The sequence below is a fragment of the Gottfriedia sp. ABJ_BB2_2 genome (assembly GCF_055484705.1).
The window spans coordinates 25706-47185 of sequence record NZ_JBVFKR010000001.1 but is presented as its reverse complement, the minus strand read 5'-3'; the positions used below and the strand labels follow the sequence as shown (position 1 = coordinate 47185).

The window sequence follows — 21480 nt, the reverse complement described above, 5'->3', positions numbered from 1 at the left end:
ATGCCTCGCTTTTTCATCTTATTAATAGCGACTTTTATTAGGGTCACCGCCACCAATTATATCAAATACACGTTTCGCGATGTTTGTATTTTCTTGTAAACCAGAGAAAAGGTTCTTTCCTGGACCAAATGCATATATACCTACATCTTCAGCAGTATGACCACTTGTCGTCCACCCTGAATATGAGCGTACATCAAAGATTTTCTCAATTGCATTATCAATTTTCTTTACATCTTTTGTTAGAGCTGCTTCGTTTACTGACGCAATTTCTTTCGGTGTAAACTCTAAATTAACATTCATTTTTAATGTTTCTTCTACACTTGCGCCATTCGCAATTTCTTTTGCCATAAAGTCTGGCGTACGTTTTGCTGCTTTTAAAACGTTTGCATCAAAGTTGTAGATGCCATTTGCTCCAGCAGTAAAACCACCTGTAGCATGATCTGCAGTAGCTATAACTAACGTTTCTTTATCTTTCTTTGCGAAATCAATGACAGCTTTGAATGCTTTTTCAAAGTCTTCCATTTCACTCATTGCTGCAACTACATCATTATCATGATTAGCCCAGTCTATTTGGCTACCTTCAACCATTAAGAAGAATCCATCTTTGTCTTTCTTTAAACGGTCGATTGCTGTTTTTGTCATATCTTCTAAAGAAGGTATTTCTGTACCTCGATCAATTGCTTTATCTAAACCACCTGATGCAAATAAACCTAACACTCGCTTATTTTTGTCATTTAATAGTTGTTCACGATTTGTTACATAGCTATAACCAGCTTTTTTAAACTCCTCTGTTAAGTTACGGTCATCACGAATAAAATTATTTACACCACCACCTAGAAGAACATCTACTTTATGATTACCTTTCACTCTTTCATCAAAGTAATCATTCGCAATTTCATTCATATTTTTACGGCTTATATCGTGTGCACCAAATGCGGCTGGTGTTGCATGTGTAATTTCAGAAGTCGCAACTAACCCTGTTGCTTTTCCTTTTTCCTTAGCTTGTTCCAATACTGTTTTTACTGGCTGTTTATCATTATCCACCGCAATTGCATCATTATATGTTTTAACCCCTGAAGACATCGCAGTTGCAGCTGAAGCTGAATCTGTAATATTTTCATTTTCATCTTCTGAATATGTCATTTGCGTTCCAACGAAATATTTATCAAATACTGTTTTCTCCATTGCTTTTGTCTTTGGATCATCTTTCATATAACGGTACGCTACCGTGGAAGAAGGACCCATCCCGTCCCCAATTAAAACAATTACATTTTTAATTTTTGTCCCAGCCTCTACAACTATTTCATTCGAATCTTTCACACTATACCCTGCAATAGAAGTAAATACTAATGTTGATAATGCTAAAAATGGGCCTGCTTTCTTCATAAACTTTTTCACATTAATTCCCCCATAAAAATTGTTCCAAATTTATCAGTATCTATAAATAGATTCCACTAAGTAACGTTTCGCCTTTGTATATCCTACCAATGTATTTGTACCAGAATGAATCACTAAAAACCAAAACCTAATACTAATAGAATCTGATAAGGCAGTTTAGTTAACTGATGCAAGTCCCATTACTAACATAGAAAATTACGCCTGCATATTTATCGTGGATTCTGGTAAACCAATGCCTAATACGATAAATTGTAGTAAAGCTGAACCGAGCTGTATTATTATGTTCACCGTCATTATTTTTTCACTACAACTTTTTTAACATGACCAATATTCCCTGCTTCATCCTTTGCATAAACGTAAAGAGTTGTTCCGGCTTTTTGCTTTTTGTAATTAACAGTATATTTTCCTTTACTGTTAGCAGTAGTTGTACCAAGAATTACTTTTCCTGATTTCACATAAATTTTTGCGCCTGCTTCAGCTTTTCCACTCATTTTTGTTTTAGATATACTACTAACGGATTGAATTGCTGGTGGTGTTATATCTTTTACTATAACTCGTTTATCAGTTCCAATATTCCCCGATTTGTCTACTGCGTAAACATAAATGATTGTTCCCACTTTTTGTTTTGTGAAGCTAATAGAGAATTTTCCATTACTGTTAACAACAGAAGATCCTATGATTTCTTTTCCTGATTTAGCATATACTTTAGTACCTATTTCTGCTGTTCCAGATATTTTTGTATATGTAACTTTATTTACAGAAGGAATAGTTGGTGCTGTCTTGTCTTTTACAGTAATATTAGTTTTACTCTCATTACCAGCTTGGTCAATCACAGTTACCTCAAGAATTGTTCCAGCTTTTTGAACATTGATTGGAAGTGCAAAAGTTTCTGAAGTATTAACAGTTCCTGAAGCAAGAATAACTTTCCCAACTTTTATCGTCACTTTTGAATTAGCTTCAGCACTACCAGTTACTAAATTATCTTTATCACTTACTTCATTTACTACCACAATGTTACTAGGATTTGTACTACCTGATCCGGAGTTTTCATTGTTTGTTACATTAAATTTTACGATTTGTCTATCTGCATTTGAGCCACCTACAGGAGATAGAATTGCTTTGTATACCCCACTAGCAGCAGACCCATTTGGTGTAAAGCTTCCATTATATGTTGAACTCGGATCCTTTGAGGAATCAATATTGATTTCATTCCCGTCAGGATCAATCACTTTAACGTCCCAAACAATTGGTTTAGATGCCACAGCTTTGAATGTAAATGGTTCATTTATACTTACATCCTTGTCGTGAGTACCTGTTAATGATGTAATGAATGATGTAGGTGGAGTAACACCTTTATAAATCGAAATAGTCTTAAACGTAATATGTCCTGTAAGATCAGTTGCATAAAATTGGAAATCATTTCTACCATCTGATAATTTAAGAGTCATTTTATGTTCATAATTTAACTGTCTTTGCTGGTATGGTTTTTCAAAAAGTCGCTTAGCTTCTTCATTACCATTCACTGTTAAACGGAATGCATCAAAGTTATCAGAAATTAAAACTGTTATTTCTGGATCTACACCGTCTTTTGCTACATAATTATTTACTGGTAAACCTTTAATATCAATATTAGCCGACTGTGTGTCAATATAAATTTCACGACGAAATTCAATTTTATTTCCAACTACATCCTCGCCTTCAAAGTAGACATCATGTACTCCATCTTCACTGAAATTGATTTGTGATGTAAAATCATAACGCTTTAGGGTTGGATTATAAATTAAATCTAATTTCTTTACTGGACCGCCAACAAGTTTGTCACTTCTTACCTGTAAATATTTTATAAGTGAATCGTCTTTTACGTAACCTGTAACAGGAATTTGACGTTTATTATATCCAGCCATAGGTGCTGGTGAATCCGAAGTAACATATGGAATCGTGTTATCAGGAGAAGTTAATGAAACATAAGATTGATTATCTGCGTTGTCCCATACCCCGATTTCAATATCTTTGATATCAATATTGTATTTTTCTTTAAGTTCTTTTAAATTAAGTACGTATTCCTTTTTATCAGTAGGGTTGACTTCTTTAAAGTCATATAAAAATACTTTACCTTTACTAGTATTAGTTAAAATCCAAATGTCATTAATACCACTACCATTATCTTGAACATTAAAATATAGCTTATTTTTACTGTAAGTAGCATTTGAGATAACTGGAGCAGTGTTATCAACAACTACAGGGAAATTTACAACTTGCTGAGGCTTACCAGGGTAGTCAACTTGGGTTTTAATAGTATAGTAATATAAACCTTCTGGAACAAGTTTGTTATTTACTTTTCCATCCCATTGAGTAAAACTAGGATTGTAGTAATACTTCCCACTTTGTGCAAAATAATTTTTACGTTGATCTTTATCAGTGCTTAACTTACGAAGTGTATTGCCAGTTTTGTCTGTTATGCTGTATTCAACTGTTTTGCTATTTCTTAATAATGAAAGAACTGGAGCAAGTGCATCCTTATTCCCATCTCCATTTGGAGAAATAGCAACTTTTTCTTTACGGAAAGTACCTGGTGTCCCATAATTATTACCAATCATTATTCCTGTTTGATCAGCAAATCCCGTGCCATTTAACAATTTACTGAAGTATGAAGATGAAAGATCATATAATGTAGCGTCTAGGATTGGAGGTGCATTCCAATCACCTTTAAAGCCTACATAAGGCACAGAAATATCTGGAAGTGCTGCATCTTGAGAATCATTTTTTAAAGTGATAAATCCTTCTACAAAATAACCATTTTTCATTACTCCTTCTAACTCTGCTTTTGCATTTGTAAGATCGATTCTTATTGTAAAATCTTTCGATTGACCTGGGAATATTGTTAAATTTGGTGAATCTGTTGTAACGACAGCTTTTGATATTACCTGTGATTTTAAAGCATTTCTGCCATTTGAGATAGCATCTGTTAAAACCGATGTGTCAACTTTGTACGTTACATCCTTATCACTAAAGTTAGTTGCCGTTAAAGTCATTTCAATTTTGTCGGACTTGATTTCTTTTAATTCAACCTTCGCATCATTAGTGTCTTTACGCACAACATAAACAGGTGTATTAATAGCTGAATGTAGTTGCATTAGTCCAGCACCTTGTCTACGTGGAGAATAGTAATTATTATTGTTATCTGGATCCTGAACTGGTTTTGCTGTATTCATTAATAGCGTTTTTACTCTTTTTACTTTATCCGCACCTTGTAAATTTGGAAATAATTGTTGTACTTTTTGTAGTACTAATGCAGATCCACCTGACACGTGAGGTGCAGACATCGAAGTTCCACTCATTACACCATATTTTCCGTCATTTAAGGTTGAGTAAATTTGTCCACCTGGGGCAGTAATTTCAGGTTTTAATTCTAAACTTGGAGTTACACCCCAAGAAGTTGATGTGTCCATTCTACCAGCAGCACTGTTTACAACTTGCTTTTTATTTCCGGTAAATGTAACTTTCCCGGTACCTCCTGCAGAAATAAGTTTAGACTCAAGAGTATTCCCTTCACTAATACTATTGAAACTACAGGAATAGTCGGGTTTGATAATGCCATACTGACATAATCACCATGACTTACATGACCTCGAATAATGACTCCAGCCGCACCTGCAGCTTCAGCAGTTTTTTGAATTGCAGCATAGTTCGGTACATCTGCTGTTCTTACTGCATAAACAATTTTACCTTTTACATCCTTACCATCATACCGTGAACTATACCCATTGCCCACATAGACAACATCAAGTTCCTTATTCTTTCCAAATACCTCAATCGGATTAGGAGAGGATTGTTGTTTAAAAGCGATTGGAAGTGTTTCATCTCCAATTTTTAATTTCATATCATCTAATGTAATAAAGTCATTTTCAATATTTGCTACTGAAATTGAGTTAGTAGCAACACTAGGTTCTCCAACTAGTCCGATATCAGGATTAGATGCGTACGGATTAGCACCACCACTTCCAATTTGATCAGAGTTTCCAGCAGAAATTGACATTAATACACCACTATTAACTGCTCTTTCAACTGCTTTTTGCTCCATACTATCAGAGTTAACAAATCCTGCTGTTGAGCCTAAGCTCATATTTAAAACATCCGCTCCAAGTTTTATACCATCATCAATCGCTTTTACATAAATGTCACCATATGTAGATGGCATAGCTGGATCGTTACCGAATACTTTTAGTGCTAATAGTTGTGCTTCTGGAGCAACACCTTTAATACCATTCCCACTCTCATCACCATTTGCTCCAACAGTTCCAGCAACGTGCATCCCATGCATTGATGCATTTGGTCCAAGATCTAGAATTTCTTGATTTTTATCTGCATAGTTATAGCCATATGGAACTTTTGTAGTAAAATATTTTCCTTGCAAATTATTTACTGAGATAACTTCATCTGTTTGGGTTTTTGTTAACTTATTCTTAGGATCTTCATTTAATGTCATATCTGGATGAGAAGGATCAATCCCAGTGTCAATGATTCCAACAACCATGCCTCTTCCAGTATAACCAGCATTCCATGTTTGAATGGCTTGAACCATTGTTTTACTTGACAACATATCTGGTTTTTCATTTGGTCTTTCATATTCATTTACAAGATTAATAGATTCTATATTTGGTAATCTCTCAAGTTCATCAATCTGACCATATTCGATTTCACCACTGACACCGTTTACAACTGTTGTAAAGGTATTCTCAACTTTAAAATCGAGGTTCTCATCTTTAACGTCTGTTAAAAACTCTTTTTGCTCATCTTTAACTTCTGATTGCAACTCTAATTTTTTCGTTTCAGGTAGATCTTTATATTTAATGCCTTTTTTAATAGAATAAGATATTGCAGGTTCCCCTTCTAATTCAACAACTACTCTAACTTTCTCATGTTCTTTAGGCTCTGGTGTAGGAGTAATTCTCTTTTGTTCTGTTCTATCTGGGACAACTAGATTTTCATGATTCAACGTATCTGCCTTTGTAGCCATTACAAAAGTATTTGAGCCTGATACAGTTAATAATGATGCCAACCCAATTGCCGTGAACTTTTTCAATTTTTGATGATTCTTCAATCTCTCTCTCCCTCTCGCTTTTAAGATAATAATTTTTTAGTAATGATGTAGTTTAAAAAAGAATATCACTTCACCTTTCTCTCTATTTTTTAGGTAAATAAGGTTTAACACCTCCAAGCAATAAGATAATACCTTATTAATAACGATGTCATACCAGTTTTCCTTTAATAGGATTAACAGGATCATTCGTAAAGGTCAGGATGATGGTATTTGAAATACTTTTGATTTTGAGTTCACTTGAGACAAATGTTTTTTTCTTTAAAGACGTTTAAATAGCATCGTCTTTATTTGTTAATTTGTTGCATTTTGAAGCTCCTTAAATACAGCAACTTTACTAGGATTTGATTTGAATTCTTCAATGATGGAAATATCTTTTTCGACTTTAACTCCACCATGGAATCCTTCAAGATCTGAAGACTTATTCACTTGCAATTGCTGCAATGCTTCACGCTGTTCTTTTGTCAAAGATAACAGAACGTCCTCTGTATTAATTTCTTGTCCTACTGCTTCAGTGGAAAGTACCGATGAATTGGTTAGATTATTAAGCCTTCTGAAAAAGACATAGCAGTTGCCTTCTAAAATTAATGAATTAAATTCACAATAGTTTACCCTTTCTTAAGATTCTGAATTTTTAATGCGATACAAGTTGCTGAGTTCGTTTTCTCGGCTGCTATATCTTATATCAAAACTTTAAGTTTTTACGCGTTTATTGTAAAATCATGAAATATTATTGAAACCATAACGTTATTTTATCGATGTTCAACACTACTCTATAAATGGATGTAACTGTGTCAAAAGACCCGAATCATAATATAGGAAGGGCTCTTCTCTTATACAAGAGCTCTGGCAACAAACGAAAAAGCCAAGGCTTTTTTTAGAAGCGCTTGGCTGATTGGCATATCTTGCTTTACTTAGTATAAAGCCAATATTATTTCCTTCTGAAACGAATGAGCGATATAACTACAACCATTGTCCTATTACTTTGATGTACGTTTTGTCCGCTCTCCATTCGTCATTTATTTGTTTGAGATGATGACAGGAGTCCTAAATTTTTAATAAAATGCAGACATCACAAGGCTTTACTCCATAGTAGGAATGCTATTCCAAATTTTTTGGATTACGCTAATAAAAGATTGAATTGTTACTTTATTTTCTTTTTCCTTCAAGGTAATGATAGAGCTTCTTACTTTTATCTTATTCTCTGCAACTAGAATCGGGACTAAATCACCATTGCTAATTTCTTTTTTTATGCAGACACTTATTCCTAACCCTACCCCAATTTTATTCAATACAGCCTTTTTAATCCCATCTAAACTTCCAAATTCTATTACGTTCTGTGATGAGAGCTTTGATTGCCTCAAATATTCACTCATCATTGATTCAAAATATCCGTCAGCTTGATATTTAATTAATGGAAATTTCTTCAGTAATTGGTCTTCCGGATATCTAGTATATAAATCTTTAGAAACAACTAGAACTATGTCGTCCTCGGCAATTACGATGTTTGTTATTCCATTTTGATTTAATTCACCCGAAATAATCCCTATATCATATTTGTTTGATTCGATCCCCTTTATAATTTCATCCCTTTTACAGGAAAACAACTTAATCTGTACATGCGGATATAGCTTCAGGTACTCAGAAATAACATAAGGAAAATAATTCGTACAATAACATTCACAAGCGGCAATCTTTACATTTCCATACGAATTTGAAAGTTCGGCGAATGATGATTCAATCTCCTCTACTAAGTAAAAAAGCTGATTCGTATATGCTTTAAGAATTTCTCCTTCAGGCGTCAAATAAGTCTTCTTTCCTATCCGAACAAATAGCTGCTGTTTCAATTCATTTTCGAGCGTCTGAATATGTGAAGTTACAGCAGGTTGAGTGAAGTTTAACTTTTGTGCAGTCTTTGTAAAATTTAAGTAATCTGCTGCGAAATTGAAGGTTTTTAGATGTCTTAATTCCATAATAGCTTCTCTTTAGCCCCTCTCTATTTGCCACTCTAAATCTAGTTTAGGAAATTTAGAATCTACTAATGAAATCTTTTCGTGGAAGGAACAGATTTCATTGACAATACATCATGAAGATTTTAATATATTACTAACTATACAACTTTTTTGTTATTTGTATAGCTTTAATTGCATATTTGGGGGAAGCAATTTAAATCCACATGATACTAGGAGGGTATATGAAAGCTATCAAAATTTCTCAAAATAAAGTCTCTCTTTGTCTAGTAATTGTTATGGTGCTCAGTGTAACTATTGGTTCAGCATTTGGAACGCTGTTCAAAACACCAGCATACGCACAAAGTGATGTATCTTTTACTGAAACTAAAGTTACTATTCCTAATACTAATTATAATATCCCAGGCATCCTAACCCTACCAGCAGGTGCCACAAAAGATACGCCAGTGCCCGCGGTAGTCCTATTGCATGGAACAGGGGGCAATAAAAATGAGCTTGGCGATATCTACAAGCGTCTAGCCGCAAAACTTGCTGAACAAGGGTATGCGTCACTCAGAATTGATTTCGTTGGCTGTGGTGACAGCAAAGTACCACACGTGAAAAATAACTTTGATGATTCAGTTAAAGATGCGGACAAAGCGGTGAAGTTTCTTCAAAGCAATAATGCAATTAACAAGAATAGAATTGGAATGCTCGGATGGAGTCAGGGAGGAAGAATCGCACAAGTTGAAGCAGCAAGAAACAAGAGTGTCAAAGCGTTGGCTGTTTGGGCATCAGCTTCATCCAACGGTAAGAAAGATTTCGAAGGTATGTTCAGATATGAACAGAAAGCTATGAAATATGGTTATTATGACTATAAATTACCTTGGGGAACAAGTCTTAGACTTGGAAGCAATTGGTATGTTGCAATGAAAAAATCGAAAGCGCTTACCGAGGTTAAGCAATATAAAAACCCCTTGCTTGTCATTCACGGCACAAAAGATGTTATTGTTTCGCCATCAAAATCCAGAGAGTTGATTAAACAAGCAGGCAGTAACGATATCTCATTAAACATGATTGAAAATGCCGATCATGGTTTCCTCATCTTCAAGGATGGGAAACTGAATCCAGACCAATCAACACCTGAAAAACTACTCGATTTAACAACAAAATGGTTTAAAGAAAAACTATAGTCTAAAAAAGAAGACTCGTACCAGATCCCCCATTCTGGTGCGAGTTTTATGTTAATGCGTAAAAACACTAAGCTTTGCATGTTCCGCTGGTATAAAGAATTTGTTATGAATTAGCATTACACCTTTGTTGTCATAGACAGATTCCAGTAAAAGCACGTAATTGTTGGTTTCTGTAGGTATTTTTAGATCCTTGATGAGTTCATTTCCCTTAACAAATCTGATGTCTATTTTTGTAACATGTGCGATTTCGTAAATGGATTCCTCGACAAAACGTTGAAGTTCCTCTTTTTTGTTATGATTGATGCTGCAAATCTCCAGGGTATCAATGGGTAGAGTGGTAAAGGCATATGCAGATGGAATTCCTTCTTGCTCATAAACTCTTTCAATTCCCATGACTTGCACCTCTCTTCCCAAGGTGTCCACCGTGTATTCATTTGGTGCTCCAATTCTGTATTTAAATTTTTCCAATACAACATTTTTAGAACAACATTTGTAAATAGGGTTTGTCTTCATTTCCAGTCCATTGGCTTGACTATCCTTTGATTTACACACATAACTTCCCGAACCATGCCGCATTTCAATATAACCGTCCTCTTGGAGTAGCAATAGTGCTTGCCTTAGCGTCATTCTACTAACGCCGAACATAGCTGAGAGTTCGTTTTCGGATGGGAGTCTGCTATCTTGTGGATAGATTCCATTCAAAATCATTTTTAATATATCGCTATAAACTTGGATGTATCTTGAAACTTTAAGGTCTCTTTGTGTTTTTTTCATACATTTTTCAGTTCCAATCCTATGATTGTTTACTGGTTTCACCTCGCTGATTAGGTTCATGATTTTATTTTGATGTTATAAATATAATAATACGATTAACTTAAATAACTTGTCTAATGTGGTTCAACTTTTATACCAGTTAGTGCAAAAAAAGAACTACATATGCAGTTCCTAGTTGTTTAACTAATGCCTCCTTTAGTTGAATAGTGAGGTTTTATTTTTTTTGTCTTGCAGTAACGTATCTAGAAATTAAACCTACCACCAATCCAAAAGTTAAAACTATTAATGAGATATAAATATTGCTTATTTTTCCTTGAAGGAAAGTAGAGAGTATTGCACCAATGAGAGCAACTAATGCTATAAAAAAAATATCTGATTTTTTCATTTTCCCGCTCCCCTTTGTAGTATATTTTACCAAATAATATACGAATTCCTATATTCATATTCAATTAACGCTCTCTTTAGTTTAATAAGTTTGATTTTATTCGTCATCAAAATCTTCACCGTGTTCTTAAGAATTTAAGTAAAACATACTTTAAATTAGAAGTGTAAATTTACCTGATAAAAAACCAAATCGCTAACAACACGACAGCAATTACTCCCCATATTACTGCTTGTTTATTTTTCATTTAGGCAACACCCTTTCCATCTACATAGGAATCTCATTTGTACCAGTTATTACAAAGCAAATAATTTTTTAACTAACACGCCAGTTAGTTATACAAGAAATTCTAATTTATCTTTCAAAATCTTCGTATTATATCTCTTTAACACCAGGTACCGTCTAATAACTTTATACGATTTCCAAAGTGTACATGCCAATGCATATGTTTATTACTTTGATACTCACCTATATTAGTCGATTCCGTACATGCACCGTATTTTTCGTTAACTTGTTTTGATACTTCCTGAAGTACTGCAAACAAATCGGCTAACAAGTCTTTATCTTCTGGTTTAACATCGATTAATGAAGTTACATGTTTTTTGGGAATAACCACGATATGTACCTCATAAAAAGGACGAGTATGATAAAAGGCTAATGTATTATCAGTTTCCAACACTTTTTTTACAGCCGTCTTTCCACTTAATACTTCATCACAATAAAAATCCTCAACACCATTTGCCACTAATAACAACTCCTAAATTTTAATAACTATTTTATACGACAAGTTTTTACTAAATCCTCCAAATCGAAAAATAAAAAAAGACCGGCAAAGATGCCGATCATTTTTTTCGACTAAAGCGCCAGTTAGTGAAACAAGGCTTTATAAAATTTAATATAATAGTTTAAATCTTTATACTTTCTGTGTTCCTACAGTGCATTAAAATATTTACTTATTTTCGAACTGCATAAGTTCCTTGATCCATTGTTTAAAAGCTTTATCGGTATTCCTATTAGCATCTACTATCAACCATCTTTTTTCTTTTGGTGTTTGTCTATACCATTCTAGTTTTTCAACACAAAATCGTTCATTTAATGGGATAAATTTATTCCAATCTACCTTTTTTAGTGAATCTTCATCATTAATATCAATTTCTGGCATCTCTAACAACATTTTATATAAATCGTCTATATTTATACTATTTGCTTCTAACCCATAGTCCTCAAAGAAAATAATCTTTTTGTCTTCTTGGTAAAAATAATAACAATATCCTTCATATTCTTTACCGTGAAAAACTGCAATTGGGTGTGAATGAATATCCTTACACAAACTCAAATTACAAGTTAAAGCTTTAAAAATTTTAAAGAAGTTGGTTAAATATTCTTTTCTAACTCTCACAGTGGTTGGATATATTCCTTGTCTAGATTCTAAACCAGTATACCTTTCTTCAATCGTAATATTGTAAAAGTCAGCTTCATTAAAATTTTTTTTATCTCGTTCAATCTGATAATAATATCCATACTTATTCGCGATCTTCTCAATATGTTTTTTGGGAGGCAAATTATCACCATATATAAGTAAAATAATGTTATTCTGCAATTTAAACTATCTCCTCTTTGCATAACACTCTAATTGATGTCCTGCTAATTATATATAAAAATTTAGATTAAGGTTATTAAAATAAAAAGTTTAATCAATTTTCTGCCATTTACAAAAAAAATAGCTGCAATTAAGCAGCTCATGATATGAACTAACGCACCAGTTAATTGCATTAGGAATATTATTATGTTTACTTTATTTTTGCGCTTTTTGTATAAAAAGCAAGTGCAAATGGAATCAGAGGAAATAGTGCGATTAACCTTTCCCAACTCTCTCCACCAATATAAAATAGTGTCGGTAGTAAAGCAATTCCACTCCATAGGAATGATTTCCAAGATTTTTTCCAAAGCCCCCATATCAGAAGAATCAATCCAAAACTAATTAATCCCCAAACGATAAAACCTAAAAGAATGAATGCCATTTGTTCACTCCTAAACCAACCAATTTATTATTTATTCTATATATTGTATGATATTGACAGAACAATTGTCCTTCCCGTAAATAAAAATAAAACTGAATTAACAACTCTGCAATTTTCAACTAATGCGCCAGTTAGTTACTTAATGATTTAAAATTTCGATATCCACACAAATAATTTGGCAGTCCATCATTGGTATTACCATTGAACATTTATAAAGTTTTATTCCATTAATTTCTATATCTTCTATCTCTATATCATGAAAAAAGAAGTCTAACTCTCCTGGTTTTTTGGGAACAGTTCCCTTCATTCCCTCTATCCAAGTATTTAATTTAACTGAAAAACAGTCTTTGAAAATTACTGTACAATCAGGTACCTCGTTGTTATATTCACCATATTTCATTACTACAGTATGAGATAAATGGTCATATGATAAGTCCTTTAAATTTGCATCAATATATTCTGTATCAAGTAATTGTTTCATTATATCTTCAGAATTTAATCTCAATAATAAACCCTCCTTATTAAAGTAACGAGTTATCTAAATTATATAAAAATCATGGTACTATTTACGATAATTATATCATTCCATGTTCAACTAAACTGCCAGTTAGAACAATAAAAAAAGAACTACCTAAGCAGTTCCTCGTTGTTCAACTAACGCGCCAGTTAGTTAAATAAGCATATTTTGTTGCAGCAATAATTAAGAAACCAATAAGGTAAAGAACAATTATGCTTGCAATTGCTCCTATGAACCATTTTAACATTTTAAATTTCCTCCCAAAAAAGAAAGATTCTTATTAATCTAAAGCGCCAGTTAGTTGTATAAGAAAATGGCAAAAATTTAATAAATCTCAAACCTATCATCATATTTTTCGCCTGTTTCAGAGTCAAAAAAACTTTTATGTTCCCCTATTGTTGAACCATCATATTCAATATTAAGTCGTATAACAATAAACAACCGATTATAATCCTCATCTGCCCAGTCACTAATTGTCATTGAAACTGAATCAATTTTAATAGAAAGTTTTTCTAGTTCAATACCTTTCTTAAACATTTCTTTATATTCATCTGGGAATGTTTCCTTTAAATTACTAATGACCCATAAACATGCTTCTATAGCTTCATTTTCTAAGTCCTTTTCAATTACCCACTTTTTAAAATCTTTAATACTTATAAAATTGGTCATTAGAGTCCTCCTATTTGTAAATTCACATTAAAAGCTTTCTTATATTGGTGAATTCCTTCTTGGACTATCGCTCTACGATAGTTGTATTAGATTGTTTCATATACCTTTGAATGTTTTTTAATTAAACAAATAATAAAAAAGATAATTGTATATATAAAAACAATAATACGGTCAAATTTTATTACTTTATACGACCAACTTAGATATTCATATTTATCGTAAAAATAATTAATGTCTATTACAGGGTTAGCACCAGATCCATTCATAATTGCATACTCCCTGTTTGAATCTACTAACCACAAAGAAAAAATGTAAAAAATGATAAATGATAAGAATATCAATGTAAATTTCTTGTTCATGATGCACAACTCTTCCTTAATATTTAATTATCAATATTTATTACTATCATATCTTAGCATATGTTCAATTGAATTTAGAATATTCTAATTGAACTATTCTGCCTTTACCACAATAAAAAAACGAGCTGCAAGCAACTCTTGATTTTAACTAACGTGCCAGTTAGTTGGGATAAGGTACACCTAATTTCATCAATGCAACTGTAAAAAGAAATTGCAAAAGGAATAAGAGTAATTAAAGCAAGGTATCTTATTAGGATGAACAAACAAGGTATTCGACATTAATGATATAATAAATTCAAGGTAGAATTATATTAATTGGATGGGGAAAGCAATGAGAAATAAATGGATAAAACGTTTAAAACTATTTTTGATAACTGCGGTAGTTCTATCAGGGTTCTATATTGCGGGAAAATATACACTAGATGAACTATTTGGTGATTTGTGCGTAAACGAGATTGATCAAAAGGTAGCATCTCCGAATGGAGATAAGGTGGCTTATATTTTCCAACGAGATTGTGGTGCCACAACTGGAATATCGTATCAATTATCACTTATTGATGAAGATGAAAAGCTGCCTAATGAAGGAGGAAATACATTCGTTTCAGATAAGCAATTCAAAATCAAATGGCTTAACAATAAAAAATTACAAGTTAATTATCAGAAGTCATCTGAGACATACGAAATGGATAAAAGTGTGAACTGGACGAAAATTGAATATCTAGGAGAATAAGTAAAACTTTAAGTTATAAAAAAAGAGCATCGAAATCGATGCTCTTTTAATTACGTTTTTTTTGTGTCATAGAACTTACTAAATTGAGTGCGAAAGTTATGTTTTTAATACAAAACTCCTCATAGAGAACCCGATAGTTTCATTCGAGGTTCCACTTCCCTTATACAACTAACGCGTCAACTAGTTGCATAAGGATGTTTAAATTGACTTTCGAATTACATTTTTAAAAACCCCTGGCTTATTTTCAATAATATTGTTTACTAACTCACCAAATATTGTAATGGATTCTTCCCTTGGATTAGCCAAATAGCCCCACTTTAGATTACTATCAAATATATAGTAAAAGTCGCCATCTGGAAAAATTGAAATGGGAATTTCATCAATAGTTTTCAATTCTTCTACAATAGTACCTATAAAATACTCGTGCTCCTCATCTATTGCATATATTATTTCATTACCTTTTATACATTTGTTAATTGCATCTAGTATTAGAAAATCGTCATTATCTGTCCAACTTAATTTTCCTTCAAAAACTTTAGAAATATCAAAAGTAATAAACAAATAAGGAATATCAAAGACTAAGTCATTGCTAAAATTATAATTTAATTGTTTGCTCATTTTATCATAAATCTGATCTATTTCTACGTCATTCATTACTTTCCATTGATTCATTATTATTCTCCAATTCTTTATTATGGGTTTACTAAGTATATAACTAACGCGCCAGTTAGTTGCATAGCAGTAAAAAAGGCTCTTCATCGAGGAGCCTTTTTTACTAATGAATATAATGTTAATTACTATTCTTTTAGAATTTAATTAATTAAGTTAATAATTTATCCTTCAAAGGTTCTAACCTTTTGAATTTTTTATTATAAGATTGTCTTTTTAGCAATTCTTCAACCAATCTAATAGCATCTTCTTTTCTATTAGCTTTTACATAACTTTCAATAATTTTTTTATACTGTTCATCGTATGGAAACTCCTCTTGTTTAGTTAGTTCAAAAGCTTTATCAAAGCAAATGGTAGCATTTATATAATCATTTAAATGAAGATATGTCCCTCCATTCCCCAAATGCAAATCTGCTCTTTGTAGGTCATTTAGTGTTATTAATTTTATACCTTCTTTTCTTATTTGCAGTGCCTTCTCGTATTCTTTTCTTGTTTCAGCTTTAAATGCTTCATTATGGAAATGCTCAAACTTTGTTAATGTTTTTCTAGGTTTATTTGCTCTTAGAATAAGCCAAATAATAAACAAATCTACGATTATTGTAAGTGAATCATAAACTAGAGATTGTAGATAATAATGATGCCAATTCCCATAGATTAAATGAATGAAATCCCATGTAAATTTGATATAGAATAAATAAAGAATAAATTTACTCATTTAATTTCCAACTTCCCTTGATATGTAAAACTATTATACAACATCTAAATACATACAGATTCTAATATAATGAAAAATGGGAAATTTCACACGAAATCAAGGTCGTTCTTATTCAATTAAACTGTCAAAAAGTGAAATAGGAACTGATCGCTCAGCTCCATAGTTTTGTTCAACTAACGCGCCAGTTAGTTCTTATAAGGTTTTTTAATTTTATTTATCTTCCCAACCGCTTTCTGAATGTACTTGAGTTATTTTTCCTTCATCTGACAAAAATTCAATTGTTTTTCCATCGACTTTGTATTTAGTTACTGGAAATGTTATCTTAACCGAATCGTATTCAGGATGTTGATACATGAAATCATAGTTATTCAACACCATGCTTGCAGCATTTGTAATTTCTTTGTACAACCATTCGTTTTTCTCATGATATTTTAAAGCTAGTTCTCGTTGGTAACGTCCGATTTTGTAAATTTCATCTTGAGTTAGAGTTTTGGTAACAGTTGTCTCTTCCTTCGTCTTTTGAATGTTATTTTTGCTATAAGCAATTAGAATCGTAGGAAAGCTCGCAGCTAAAATAATAACAACAATAACTACCACTAGTAAAATACCTTTATTAACACCTTTTTTCCTTTCAACTACAGCCATAATCATGATCACTCCTTGGAAATATAAGACCTAATTTATAGATATTAAATGTTAAAGGTGAATAATCCTTTTACACAATAAATTAAATTCATCTTTCCAAGCTATGACTTAATTTCATATAAGTGGTTATTCATGTGATAAAGCAAATCTAATAATGTAATTCCTTATTGAACCATTCTGACAGTTAACAAAATTTTATAAAAGACCGACACAACTGTCGATCAAGTTATCAAACTAACGCGCCAGTTAGTTGAATAAGCTTACTTATTTTCTTTCCTTTTTTTGAGTTAAAATTTTATAAGGAATTACAAATACAATATAAATAAATGATAATCCTCCTAAAATTCCCATTATTAATCCGAACCCACTTGAAAAAAGTTTAATAGATCTAAACCCAAACGATTCTAATATTAGATAACAAGTATGATATGAAAAGGTAAAAATAACGAAAAAAGCAAAATCTCTAATATTTTGCTTCCAATTTATTTTTTTAGATTCGAAATAATAGATTAGACTCTTCCCAATAAGAAAAATAACAGCATATAATAATGCATCTTTAAATGTAATGTCTACCCCACTAAGTAATAAAACAGCTAAAATTACACAAATAATAATTCCCTTTTTCATTTGTAATTCTCCTAGAAGAGTAAGTTCTTAATTTCAAGTTAACATTACTATAGCATGTTTTATTCTTATTTTTTACAACAAACGCGTCAGTTAGATCAATAAGAAAAACGATATTAATTACAACTAAGAGATGTCTTAATCAGACTGTTCACTTATCAATCTTCTAAGTGATAAATATTCTAAAAATCTCTTGGCAGCAAGAGACAATGATTTTTCCTCTCTCATAGCTATACCAATGCTTCGAAATGCAGGAACTTCAAGCTCTTTCGATATTACTTTGTATGGAATACGTTGTAAAATTAATTCTGGTAATATACTGATACCTAAACCGTTTTCTACCATAGATAAAATTGCATAGTCATCCCATGTTGTAAAATGTACTAATGGTGATATTTGGTGTTTTTCGAAAATTTCAGAGATTTCTGCTTTTCCTCCTTTTTCCAGTAGCATAAATGGACTGTTCAATAATTCGCTGATTGGAAACTTGTCACAATTAGCAAATGGGTGGTCATGAGGAATTACTACAAGCAAACGGTCTTGCTCCACAAAGATTGTTTCAATTTCTACTTTTGTTGGCAGCCTTAAAAATCCAAAGTCGACTCGTCCTTCTACAATCCAGTTTTCAATTTCCGTATAATCGCCTAACAATAATTCAAAATCAATATTTGGATAGTCCTTTTTAAAGAATTTAATCATATTGGGTAACCAATGTGTTGCCACGCTTGAAAATGTTCCGATACGGATCATTCCTGATTTCATATCGTGTAAGTCTTCGACCTGCATCCGTAAAATTTCATGTTCATTACAGATTCGCTTTAACTGAGGCAGTAATTTTAAACCGTCAGATGTTAAATTGATTCCTGTACGTCCCCTTTCAAAAAGAGTAATTCCCCATTCTGATTCTAAATCACTAATCATACGACTGATGCCAGACTGGGTATAATTTAATGCATCAGCTGCTCTAGTAAAACTTCCATAATCAACTGCTTTGACAAATGCCATATATTTTTGGATATTCATAACTCTACCTCATTTACATTCGATTTTGTCATAGATAACATGATAAACATTCAATTTTGTAATATTTATGAGTATGCTATGCTAATTCTATTCAAAATTCAAGTTTGAAAGGGATGGGGAATAAATGATGTTTTATGTGTGTGATATTATTGAAAAAGCACCAAGAGTGCCCGATGAAATCTAAAATTCAGTTTATTTTATCAATGATTATTTTTGGAACAATTGGTTTAGTTGTAAGATACATTGATTTATCTTCAAGTGAGACAGCTTTACTAAGCAGTTCAATTGGATGTTTATTTTTAATGTTCGTATTTTTTGTGATGAAAAAATCTATTCCGTGGAAATTAGTTAAAGTGAATGCTTTCATTATATTTCTTTCTGGAATTGCATTAGGTGGAAACTGGATCTTTCTTTATAAATCCTACGATTATACAACAGTTACCAATGCAACATTAGCGTACTACTTTGCACCTGTTATTCTCATGATTCTCTCACCATTAATCCTTAAAGAACACTTACCTTTTCAAAAGGTTATTTGTATTGGTGTTGCAATATTAGGTATGTTATTAATTGTTGGAAATGGTATAAGTGCATCTGGTAAAAGTGATTTCCTTGGAATCTTTTTTGGATTAGTTGCAGCAGCATTTTATGCTGCATTAATGTTATTGAATAAATTTATTAAAAACATTCCAAAGTTAGAAATTACAATCATTCAACTTGGAATTACTGCTATACTTCTCTTCCCATACGTTCTTTTTATGGAAGGGTTCGCTATTTTAGAAGTACCAAAATCATCCATTCTCTTTATTATACTGTTAGGCATTATAAACACCGGTGTTGGGTTTTGGTTATTTTTCTCGGGTATGCAAAATTTAAAGGGTCAAAGTATTGCTATGCTAAGTTATGTTGATCCATTTGTAGCTATATTGATTTCAGGGGTAATCTTACAAGAACAAATGACGATTATCCAAATAATTGGTGGAGCATTTTTACTAGGTTCCACATTTGTTAGCGAAAATCAATCAATGAAATTTTCAAAACTACTAATGAGCAAAACAGCTAAATAACATAATAAACAGTGGGAAGCATTCGTTTTCCCTCTGTTTATTATGTTATATTTTTTTAATCAAACACTTGGTCAGATATAGTATTTAGGAATTTCAATGCATTTCTTGTACAACTAACGCGCCAGTTAGTTGTACAACAAATTATTAAAGCTCGCCCTTATCTAACTGGAACAATCGATTTCTTTTTATATAACAATATTGATTCTTTATCCCCAAATTTTAATGGCTAAATAAAAGATGAAACAAAACCAGGCACAAATTGGTGTAAACAAATAAGTATCATAATTGGAAAAACGTGAATTCCTTACTTTTTTAAACAACCCGAAGTACTTGAAATCTCCAACCACCCTAAAACCGAAAGCAGTAATACATGCCCAGCATCCCCATTTAACCAATAAGTTAGGCTGATTCACCATGATTCCCCCTTGTAACATAAGGAGCAATGCTGCAGAAAATACAAGTAACGAGACAACCAGCGTCGCCTTTTTACTGGTAACAAAAACTGGTTGTTGCTCCAGTTTTGTACCTTTAGGCAGAACATTATTAATGCCCCATGTTCCCCCGAACGCCCAATAGAAAAATACACTATTGAGCTATCTATCTAAGTTAGCTCAACAATTCATATTTCACTGCTGAAGCAGTTCAACTAACGAACAAGTTAGTTCGATAAGGATATAAATTCTATTTAAATAACTTACGTATTTATTTGTTTTTTAGAAGAAACTTTAATCGAAAATAAAAAGATTAAAAAAAAAGGAATTTGCACATACAGTCCGAGGATAAAACTGCTCGCTACACATGCACTAAATCCAAAGAACCCTATTTTTCTAACTCCCTTTTTCTTGCTATAGATTAATAAGATTACTCCCAAAATTATTCCTGCTATTAGCGTTCCAATTGTTTCAAAAAAACTTGTAGAGTAACTTAGCCCAATTGAACCATTCATTTCTTTCCCTCATCTCAATAATATGTACCCCCAAAAAAACTGTCTTAGTTGCACAAAAAAGGTATTTCTTTATACAGAAATACCTCCGTTTATCATTCTACTGATAAAATCCTCGAGCGAAGATGCGACCACTGTACGTGTATCATCTTCATGATCCCATACATATATTTCTTCATTTTGAATACAACCATTTATTAACTGATAGCCAAATAAATCTCCATTGCCTGCATCTGAAAAAAATAAAAAATTATCTAATGGAATCATATTATCTCTAAAATCATGTATAGTCCTAAAAAGCAAATTTTCTTTTACTATTTGTTCCGTTGACCAAATCAAATAAATTCCAAATTCACCAAATACGCCATTTGTTTCACTATATAGATCTTCTAACTTTTTCGGTAATTCAACATTTAATTCATTTTTTATTGATGCTAGTTCTGCATTTGTAGCAGGTGCTTTAAACTGATATTCCTTAGATATATCAGATATATAATTTTTCCACATAAAAATAAAACCCACCTTTAACTTACTTATACATGATATTATTCACCATATCTTTGCAGTTCTCCTGCTTTAACTAAACTACATAGATTCAACATGAAAAAGGTTACCAATGGTAACCCTTTTTGTTCAACTAACGCGCCAGTTAGTTTTATTAGAAACCTCACACTTTTTGATTTTTTGCCTTCTTGTTAAAAATA

23 protein-coding genes and 2 pseudogenes are annotated in these 21480 nt (G+C 32.2%); 3 read left to right on the top strand and 22 right to left on the bottom strand.

What is annotated here, in order from left to right; genetic code table 11:
* Positions 1-21 precede the first annotated feature (21 nt).
* The 6 genes and pseudogenes from ACX6U0_RS00300 to ACX6U0_RS00275 all read right to left on the bottom strand — a co-directional run bounded on the left by ACX6U0_RS00300 (position 22) and on the right by ACX6U0_RS00275 (position 8469).
* Positions 22-1404, bottom strand: coding sequence for an alkaline phosphatase (locus ACX6U0_RS00300; protein WP_464958856.1), 1383 nt, complete (start codon positions 1402-1404; stop codon positions 22-24).
* 287 nt (positions 1405-1691) lie between these two features.
* Positions 1692-4847: an Ig-like domain-containing protein gene (locus ACX6U0_RS00295; RefSeq protein ID WP_464958011.1), complete on the bottom strand. Its 3156-nt coding sequence runs from the start codon at positions 4845-4847 to the stop codon at positions 1692-1694.
* Positions 4848-4864: 17 nt separating this feature from the next.
* Positions 4865-6499 (bottom strand): S8 family serine peptidase, encoded by a 1635-nt coding sequence (locus tag ACX6U0_RS00290; protein ID WP_464958010.1) that lies wholly within the window; start codon positions 6497-6499, stop codon positions 4865-4867.
* A gap of 291 nt (positions 6500-6790) precedes the next feature.
* On the bottom strand, positions 6791-6964 hold the full coding sequence (locus tag ACX6U0_RS00285; RefSeq protein ID WP_464958009.1) for a hypothetical protein: 174 nt from the start codon (positions 6962-6964) through the stop codon (positions 6791-6793).
* A 368-nt stretch (positions 6965-7332) separates the two neighbouring features.
* Positions 7333-7534, bottom strand: a pseudogene (locus ACX6U0_RS00280) (DDE-type integrase/transposase/recombinase); the annotation flags it as partial.
* Positions 7535-7578: 44 nt separating this feature from the next.
* On the bottom strand, positions 7579-8469 hold the full coding sequence (locus ACX6U0_RS00275) for a LysR family transcriptional regulator (RefSeq protein ID WP_464958008.1): 891 nt from the start codon (positions 8467-8469) through the stop codon (positions 7579-7581).
* A gap of 221 nt (positions 8470-8690) precedes the next feature.
* Here ACX6U0_RS00275 and ACX6U0_RS00270 point away from each other — a divergent pair, with 221 nt between their 5' ends.
* Positions 8691-9638, top strand: coding sequence for an alpha/beta hydrolase (locus tag ACX6U0_RS00270; RefSeq protein ID WP_464958007.1), 948 nt, complete (start codon positions 8691-8693; stop codon positions 9636-9638).
* A 51-nt stretch (positions 9639-9689) separates the two neighbouring features.
* Here ACX6U0_RS00270 and ACX6U0_RS00265 read toward each other — a convergent pair whose 3' ends face one another.
* The 8 genes from ACX6U0_RS00265 to ACX6U0_RS00230 all read right to left on the bottom strand — a co-directional run bounded on the left by ACX6U0_RS00265 (position 9690) and on the right by ACX6U0_RS00230 (position 14360).
* Positions 9690-10412, bottom strand: a complete 723-nt coding sequence (locus ACX6U0_RS00265; protein WP_464958006.1) for a GntR family transcriptional regulator — start codon at positions 10410-10412, stop codon at positions 9690-9692.
* Between the two features lie 214 nt (positions 10413-10626).
* The gene (locus ACX6U0_RS00260; RefSeq protein WP_464958005.1) at positions 10627-10797 is read right to left on the bottom strand and encodes a hypothetical protein; all 171 of its coding nucleotides are present in this window, start codon (positions 10795-10797) and stop codon (positions 10627-10629) included.
* A 382-nt stretch (positions 10798-11179) separates the two neighbouring features.
* Positions 11180-11539, bottom strand: coding sequence for an HIT family protein (locus tag ACX6U0_RS00255; protein ID WP_464958004.1), 360 nt, complete (start codon positions 11537-11539; stop codon positions 11180-11182).
* Positions 11540-11743: 204 nt separating this feature from the next.
* Entirely contained in the window at positions 11744-12394 is a 651-nt protein-coding gene (locus tag ACX6U0_RS00250) for a hypothetical protein (protein WP_464958003.1), read from the bottom strand.
* Positions 12395-12584: 190 nt separating this feature from the next.
* Positions 12585-12815, bottom strand: a complete 231-nt coding sequence (locus ACX6U0_RS00245; RefSeq protein ID WP_464958002.1) for a hypothetical protein — start codon at positions 12813-12815, stop codon at positions 12585-12587.
* A 139-nt stretch (positions 12816-12954) separates the two neighbouring features.
* Positions 12955-13320 (bottom strand): hypothetical protein, encoded by a 366-nt coding sequence (locus tag ACX6U0_RS00240; protein ID WP_464958001.1) that lies wholly within the window; start codon positions 13318-13320, stop codon positions 12955-12957.
* 336 nt (positions 13321-13656) lie between these two features.
* The gene (locus ACX6U0_RS00235; protein ID WP_464958000.1) at positions 13657-14001 is read right to left on the bottom strand and encodes a hypothetical protein; all 345 of its coding nucleotides are present in this window, start codon (positions 13999-14001) and stop codon (positions 13657-13659) included.
* 86 nt (positions 14002-14087) lie between these two features.
* Positions 14088-14360, bottom strand: coding sequence for a hypothetical protein (locus ACX6U0_RS00230; RefSeq protein ID WP_464957999.1), 273 nt, complete (start codon positions 14358-14360; stop codon positions 14088-14090).
* A gap of 331 nt (positions 14361-14691) precedes the next feature.
* Between ACX6U0_RS00230 and ACX6U0_RS00225 the strand changes: the two genes are divergently transcribed.
* On the top strand, positions 14692-15090 hold the full coding sequence (locus ACX6U0_RS00225) for a DUF5412 family protein (protein ID WP_464957998.1): 399 nt from the start codon (positions 14692-14694) through the stop codon (positions 15088-15090).
* Positions 15091-15288: 198 nt separating this feature from the next.
* Here the strand turns inward: ACX6U0_RS00225 and ACX6U0_RS00220 are convergent, their stop codons facing one another.
* From ACX6U0_RS00220 to ACX6U0_RS00200, 5 genes are all read right to left on the bottom strand, one after another.
* The gene (locus ACX6U0_RS00220) at positions 15289-15762 is read right to left on the bottom strand and encodes a DUF2716 domain-containing protein (RefSeq protein WP_464957997.1); all 474 of its coding nucleotides are present in this window, start codon (positions 15760-15762) and stop codon (positions 15289-15291) included.
* A 148-nt stretch (positions 15763-15910) separates the two neighbouring features.
* A complete protein-coding gene (locus ACX6U0_RS00215) occupies positions 15911-16474 on the bottom strand; it encodes a hypothetical protein (protein WP_464957996.1) in 564 nt (187 codons plus the stop codon).
* A 210-nt stretch (positions 16475-16684) separates the two neighbouring features.
* The gene (locus tag ACX6U0_RS00210; protein WP_464957995.1) at positions 16685-17119 is read right to left on the bottom strand and encodes a hypothetical protein; all 435 of its coding nucleotides are present in this window, start codon (positions 17117-17119) and stop codon (positions 16685-16687) included.
* Between the two features lie 264 nt (positions 17120-17383).
* Positions 17384-17746, bottom strand: a complete 363-nt coding sequence (locus ACX6U0_RS00205; RefSeq protein WP_464957994.1) for a hypothetical protein — start codon at positions 17744-17746, stop codon at positions 17384-17386.
* Positions 17747-17881: 135 nt separating this feature from the next.
* Entirely contained in the window at positions 17882-18766 is an 885-nt protein-coding gene (locus tag ACX6U0_RS00200) for a LysR family transcriptional regulator (protein ID WP_464957993.1), read from the bottom strand.
* 173 nt (positions 18767-18939) lie between these two features.
* Between ACX6U0_RS00200 and ACX6U0_RS00195 the strand changes: the two genes are divergently transcribed.
* Positions 18940-19833: a DMT family transporter gene (locus ACX6U0_RS00195; RefSeq protein ID WP_464957992.1), complete on the top strand. Its 894-nt coding sequence runs from the start codon at positions 18940-18942 to the stop codon at positions 19831-19833.
* Positions 19834-20039: 206 nt separating this feature from the next.
* Here the strand turns inward: ACX6U0_RS00195 and ACX6U0_RS00190 are convergent.
* The 3 genes and pseudogenes from ACX6U0_RS00190 to ACX6U0_RS00180 form a co-directional block, all read right to left on the bottom strand.
* Positions 20040-20399: pseudogene (locus tag ACX6U0_RS00190) on the bottom strand (DUF3995 domain-containing protein); the annotation flags it as partial.
* Between the two features lie 128 nt (positions 20400-20527).
* Positions 20528-20779, bottom strand: a complete 252-nt coding sequence (locus ACX6U0_RS00185) for a hypothetical protein (RefSeq protein ID WP_464957991.1) — start codon at positions 20777-20779, stop codon at positions 20528-20530.
* 69 nt (positions 20780-20848) lie between these two features.
* Positions 20849-21283, bottom strand: coding sequence for an SMI1/KNR4 family protein (locus ACX6U0_RS00180; protein ID WP_464957990.1), 435 nt, complete (start codon positions 21281-21283; stop codon positions 20849-20851).
* Positions 21284-21480 lie beyond the last annotated feature (197 nt).

Coding starts and splice junctions, on each gene's coding strand:
- ACX6U0_RS00295 (WP_464958011.1), bottom strand. CDS start 4,847: ATGGACACATCAACTTCTTGGGGTGTAACTCCAAGTTTAGAATTAAAA.
- ACX6U0_RS00275 (WP_464958008.1), bottom strand. CDS start 8,469: ATGGAATTAAGACATCTAAAAACCTTCAATTTCGCAGCAGATTACTTA.
- ACX6U0_RS00270 (WP_464958007.1), top strand. CDS start 8,691: ATGAAAGCTATCAAAATTTCTCAAAATAAAGTCTCTCTTTGTCTAGTA.
- ACX6U0_RS00265 (WP_464958006.1), bottom strand. CDS start 10,412: ATGAAAAAAACACAAAGAGACCTTAAAGTTTCAAGATACATCCAAGTT.
- ACX6U0_RS00260 (WP_464958005.1), bottom strand. CDS start 10,797: ATGAAAAAATCAGATATTTTTTTTATAGCATTAGTTGCTCTCATTGGT.
- ACX6U0_RS00245 (WP_464958002.1), bottom strand. CDS start 12,815: ATGGCATTCATTCTTTTAGGTTTTATCGTTTGGGGATTAATTAGTTTT.
- ACX6U0_RS00235 (WP_464958000.1), bottom strand. CDS start 14,001: ATGACCAATTTTATAAGTATTAAAGATTTTAAAAAGTGGGTAATTGAA.
- ACX6U0_RS00230 (WP_464957999.1), bottom strand. CDS start 14,360: ATGAACAAGAAATTTACATTGATATTCTTATCATTTATCATTTTTTAC.
- ACX6U0_RS00225 (WP_464957998.1), top strand. CDS start 14,692: ATGAGAAATAAATGGATAAAACGTTTAAAACTATTTTTGATAACTGCG.
- ACX6U0_RS00220 (WP_464957997.1), bottom strand. CDS start 15,762: ATGAATCAATGGAAAGTAATGAATGACGTAGAAATAGATCAGATTTAT.
- ACX6U0_RS00215 (WP_464957996.1), bottom strand. CDS start 16,474: ATGAGTAAATTTATTCTTTATTTATTCTATATCAAATTTACATGGGAT.
- ACX6U0_RS00210 (WP_464957995.1), bottom strand. CDS start 17,119: ATGGCTGTAGTTGAAAGGAAAAAAGGTGTTAATAAAGGTATTTTACTA.
- ACX6U0_RS00205 (WP_464957994.1), bottom strand. CDS start 17,746: ATGAAAAAGGGAATTATTATTTGTGTAATTTTAGCTGTTTTATTACTT.
- ACX6U0_RS00200 (WP_464957993.1), bottom strand. CDS start 18,766: ATGAATATCCAAAAATATATGGCATTTGTCAAAGCAGTTGATTATGGA.
- ACX6U0_RS00195 (WP_464957992.1), top strand. CDS start 18,940: ATGAAATCTAAAATTCAGTTTATTTTATCAATGATTATTTTTGGAACA.
- ACX6U0_RS00185 (WP_464957991.1), bottom strand. CDS start 20,779: ATGAATGGTTCAATTGGGCTAAGTTACTCTACAAGTTTTTTTGAAACA.
- ACX6U0_RS00180 (WP_464957990.1), bottom strand. CDS start 21,283: ATGTGGAAAAATTATATATCTGATATATCTAAGGAATATCAGTTTAAA.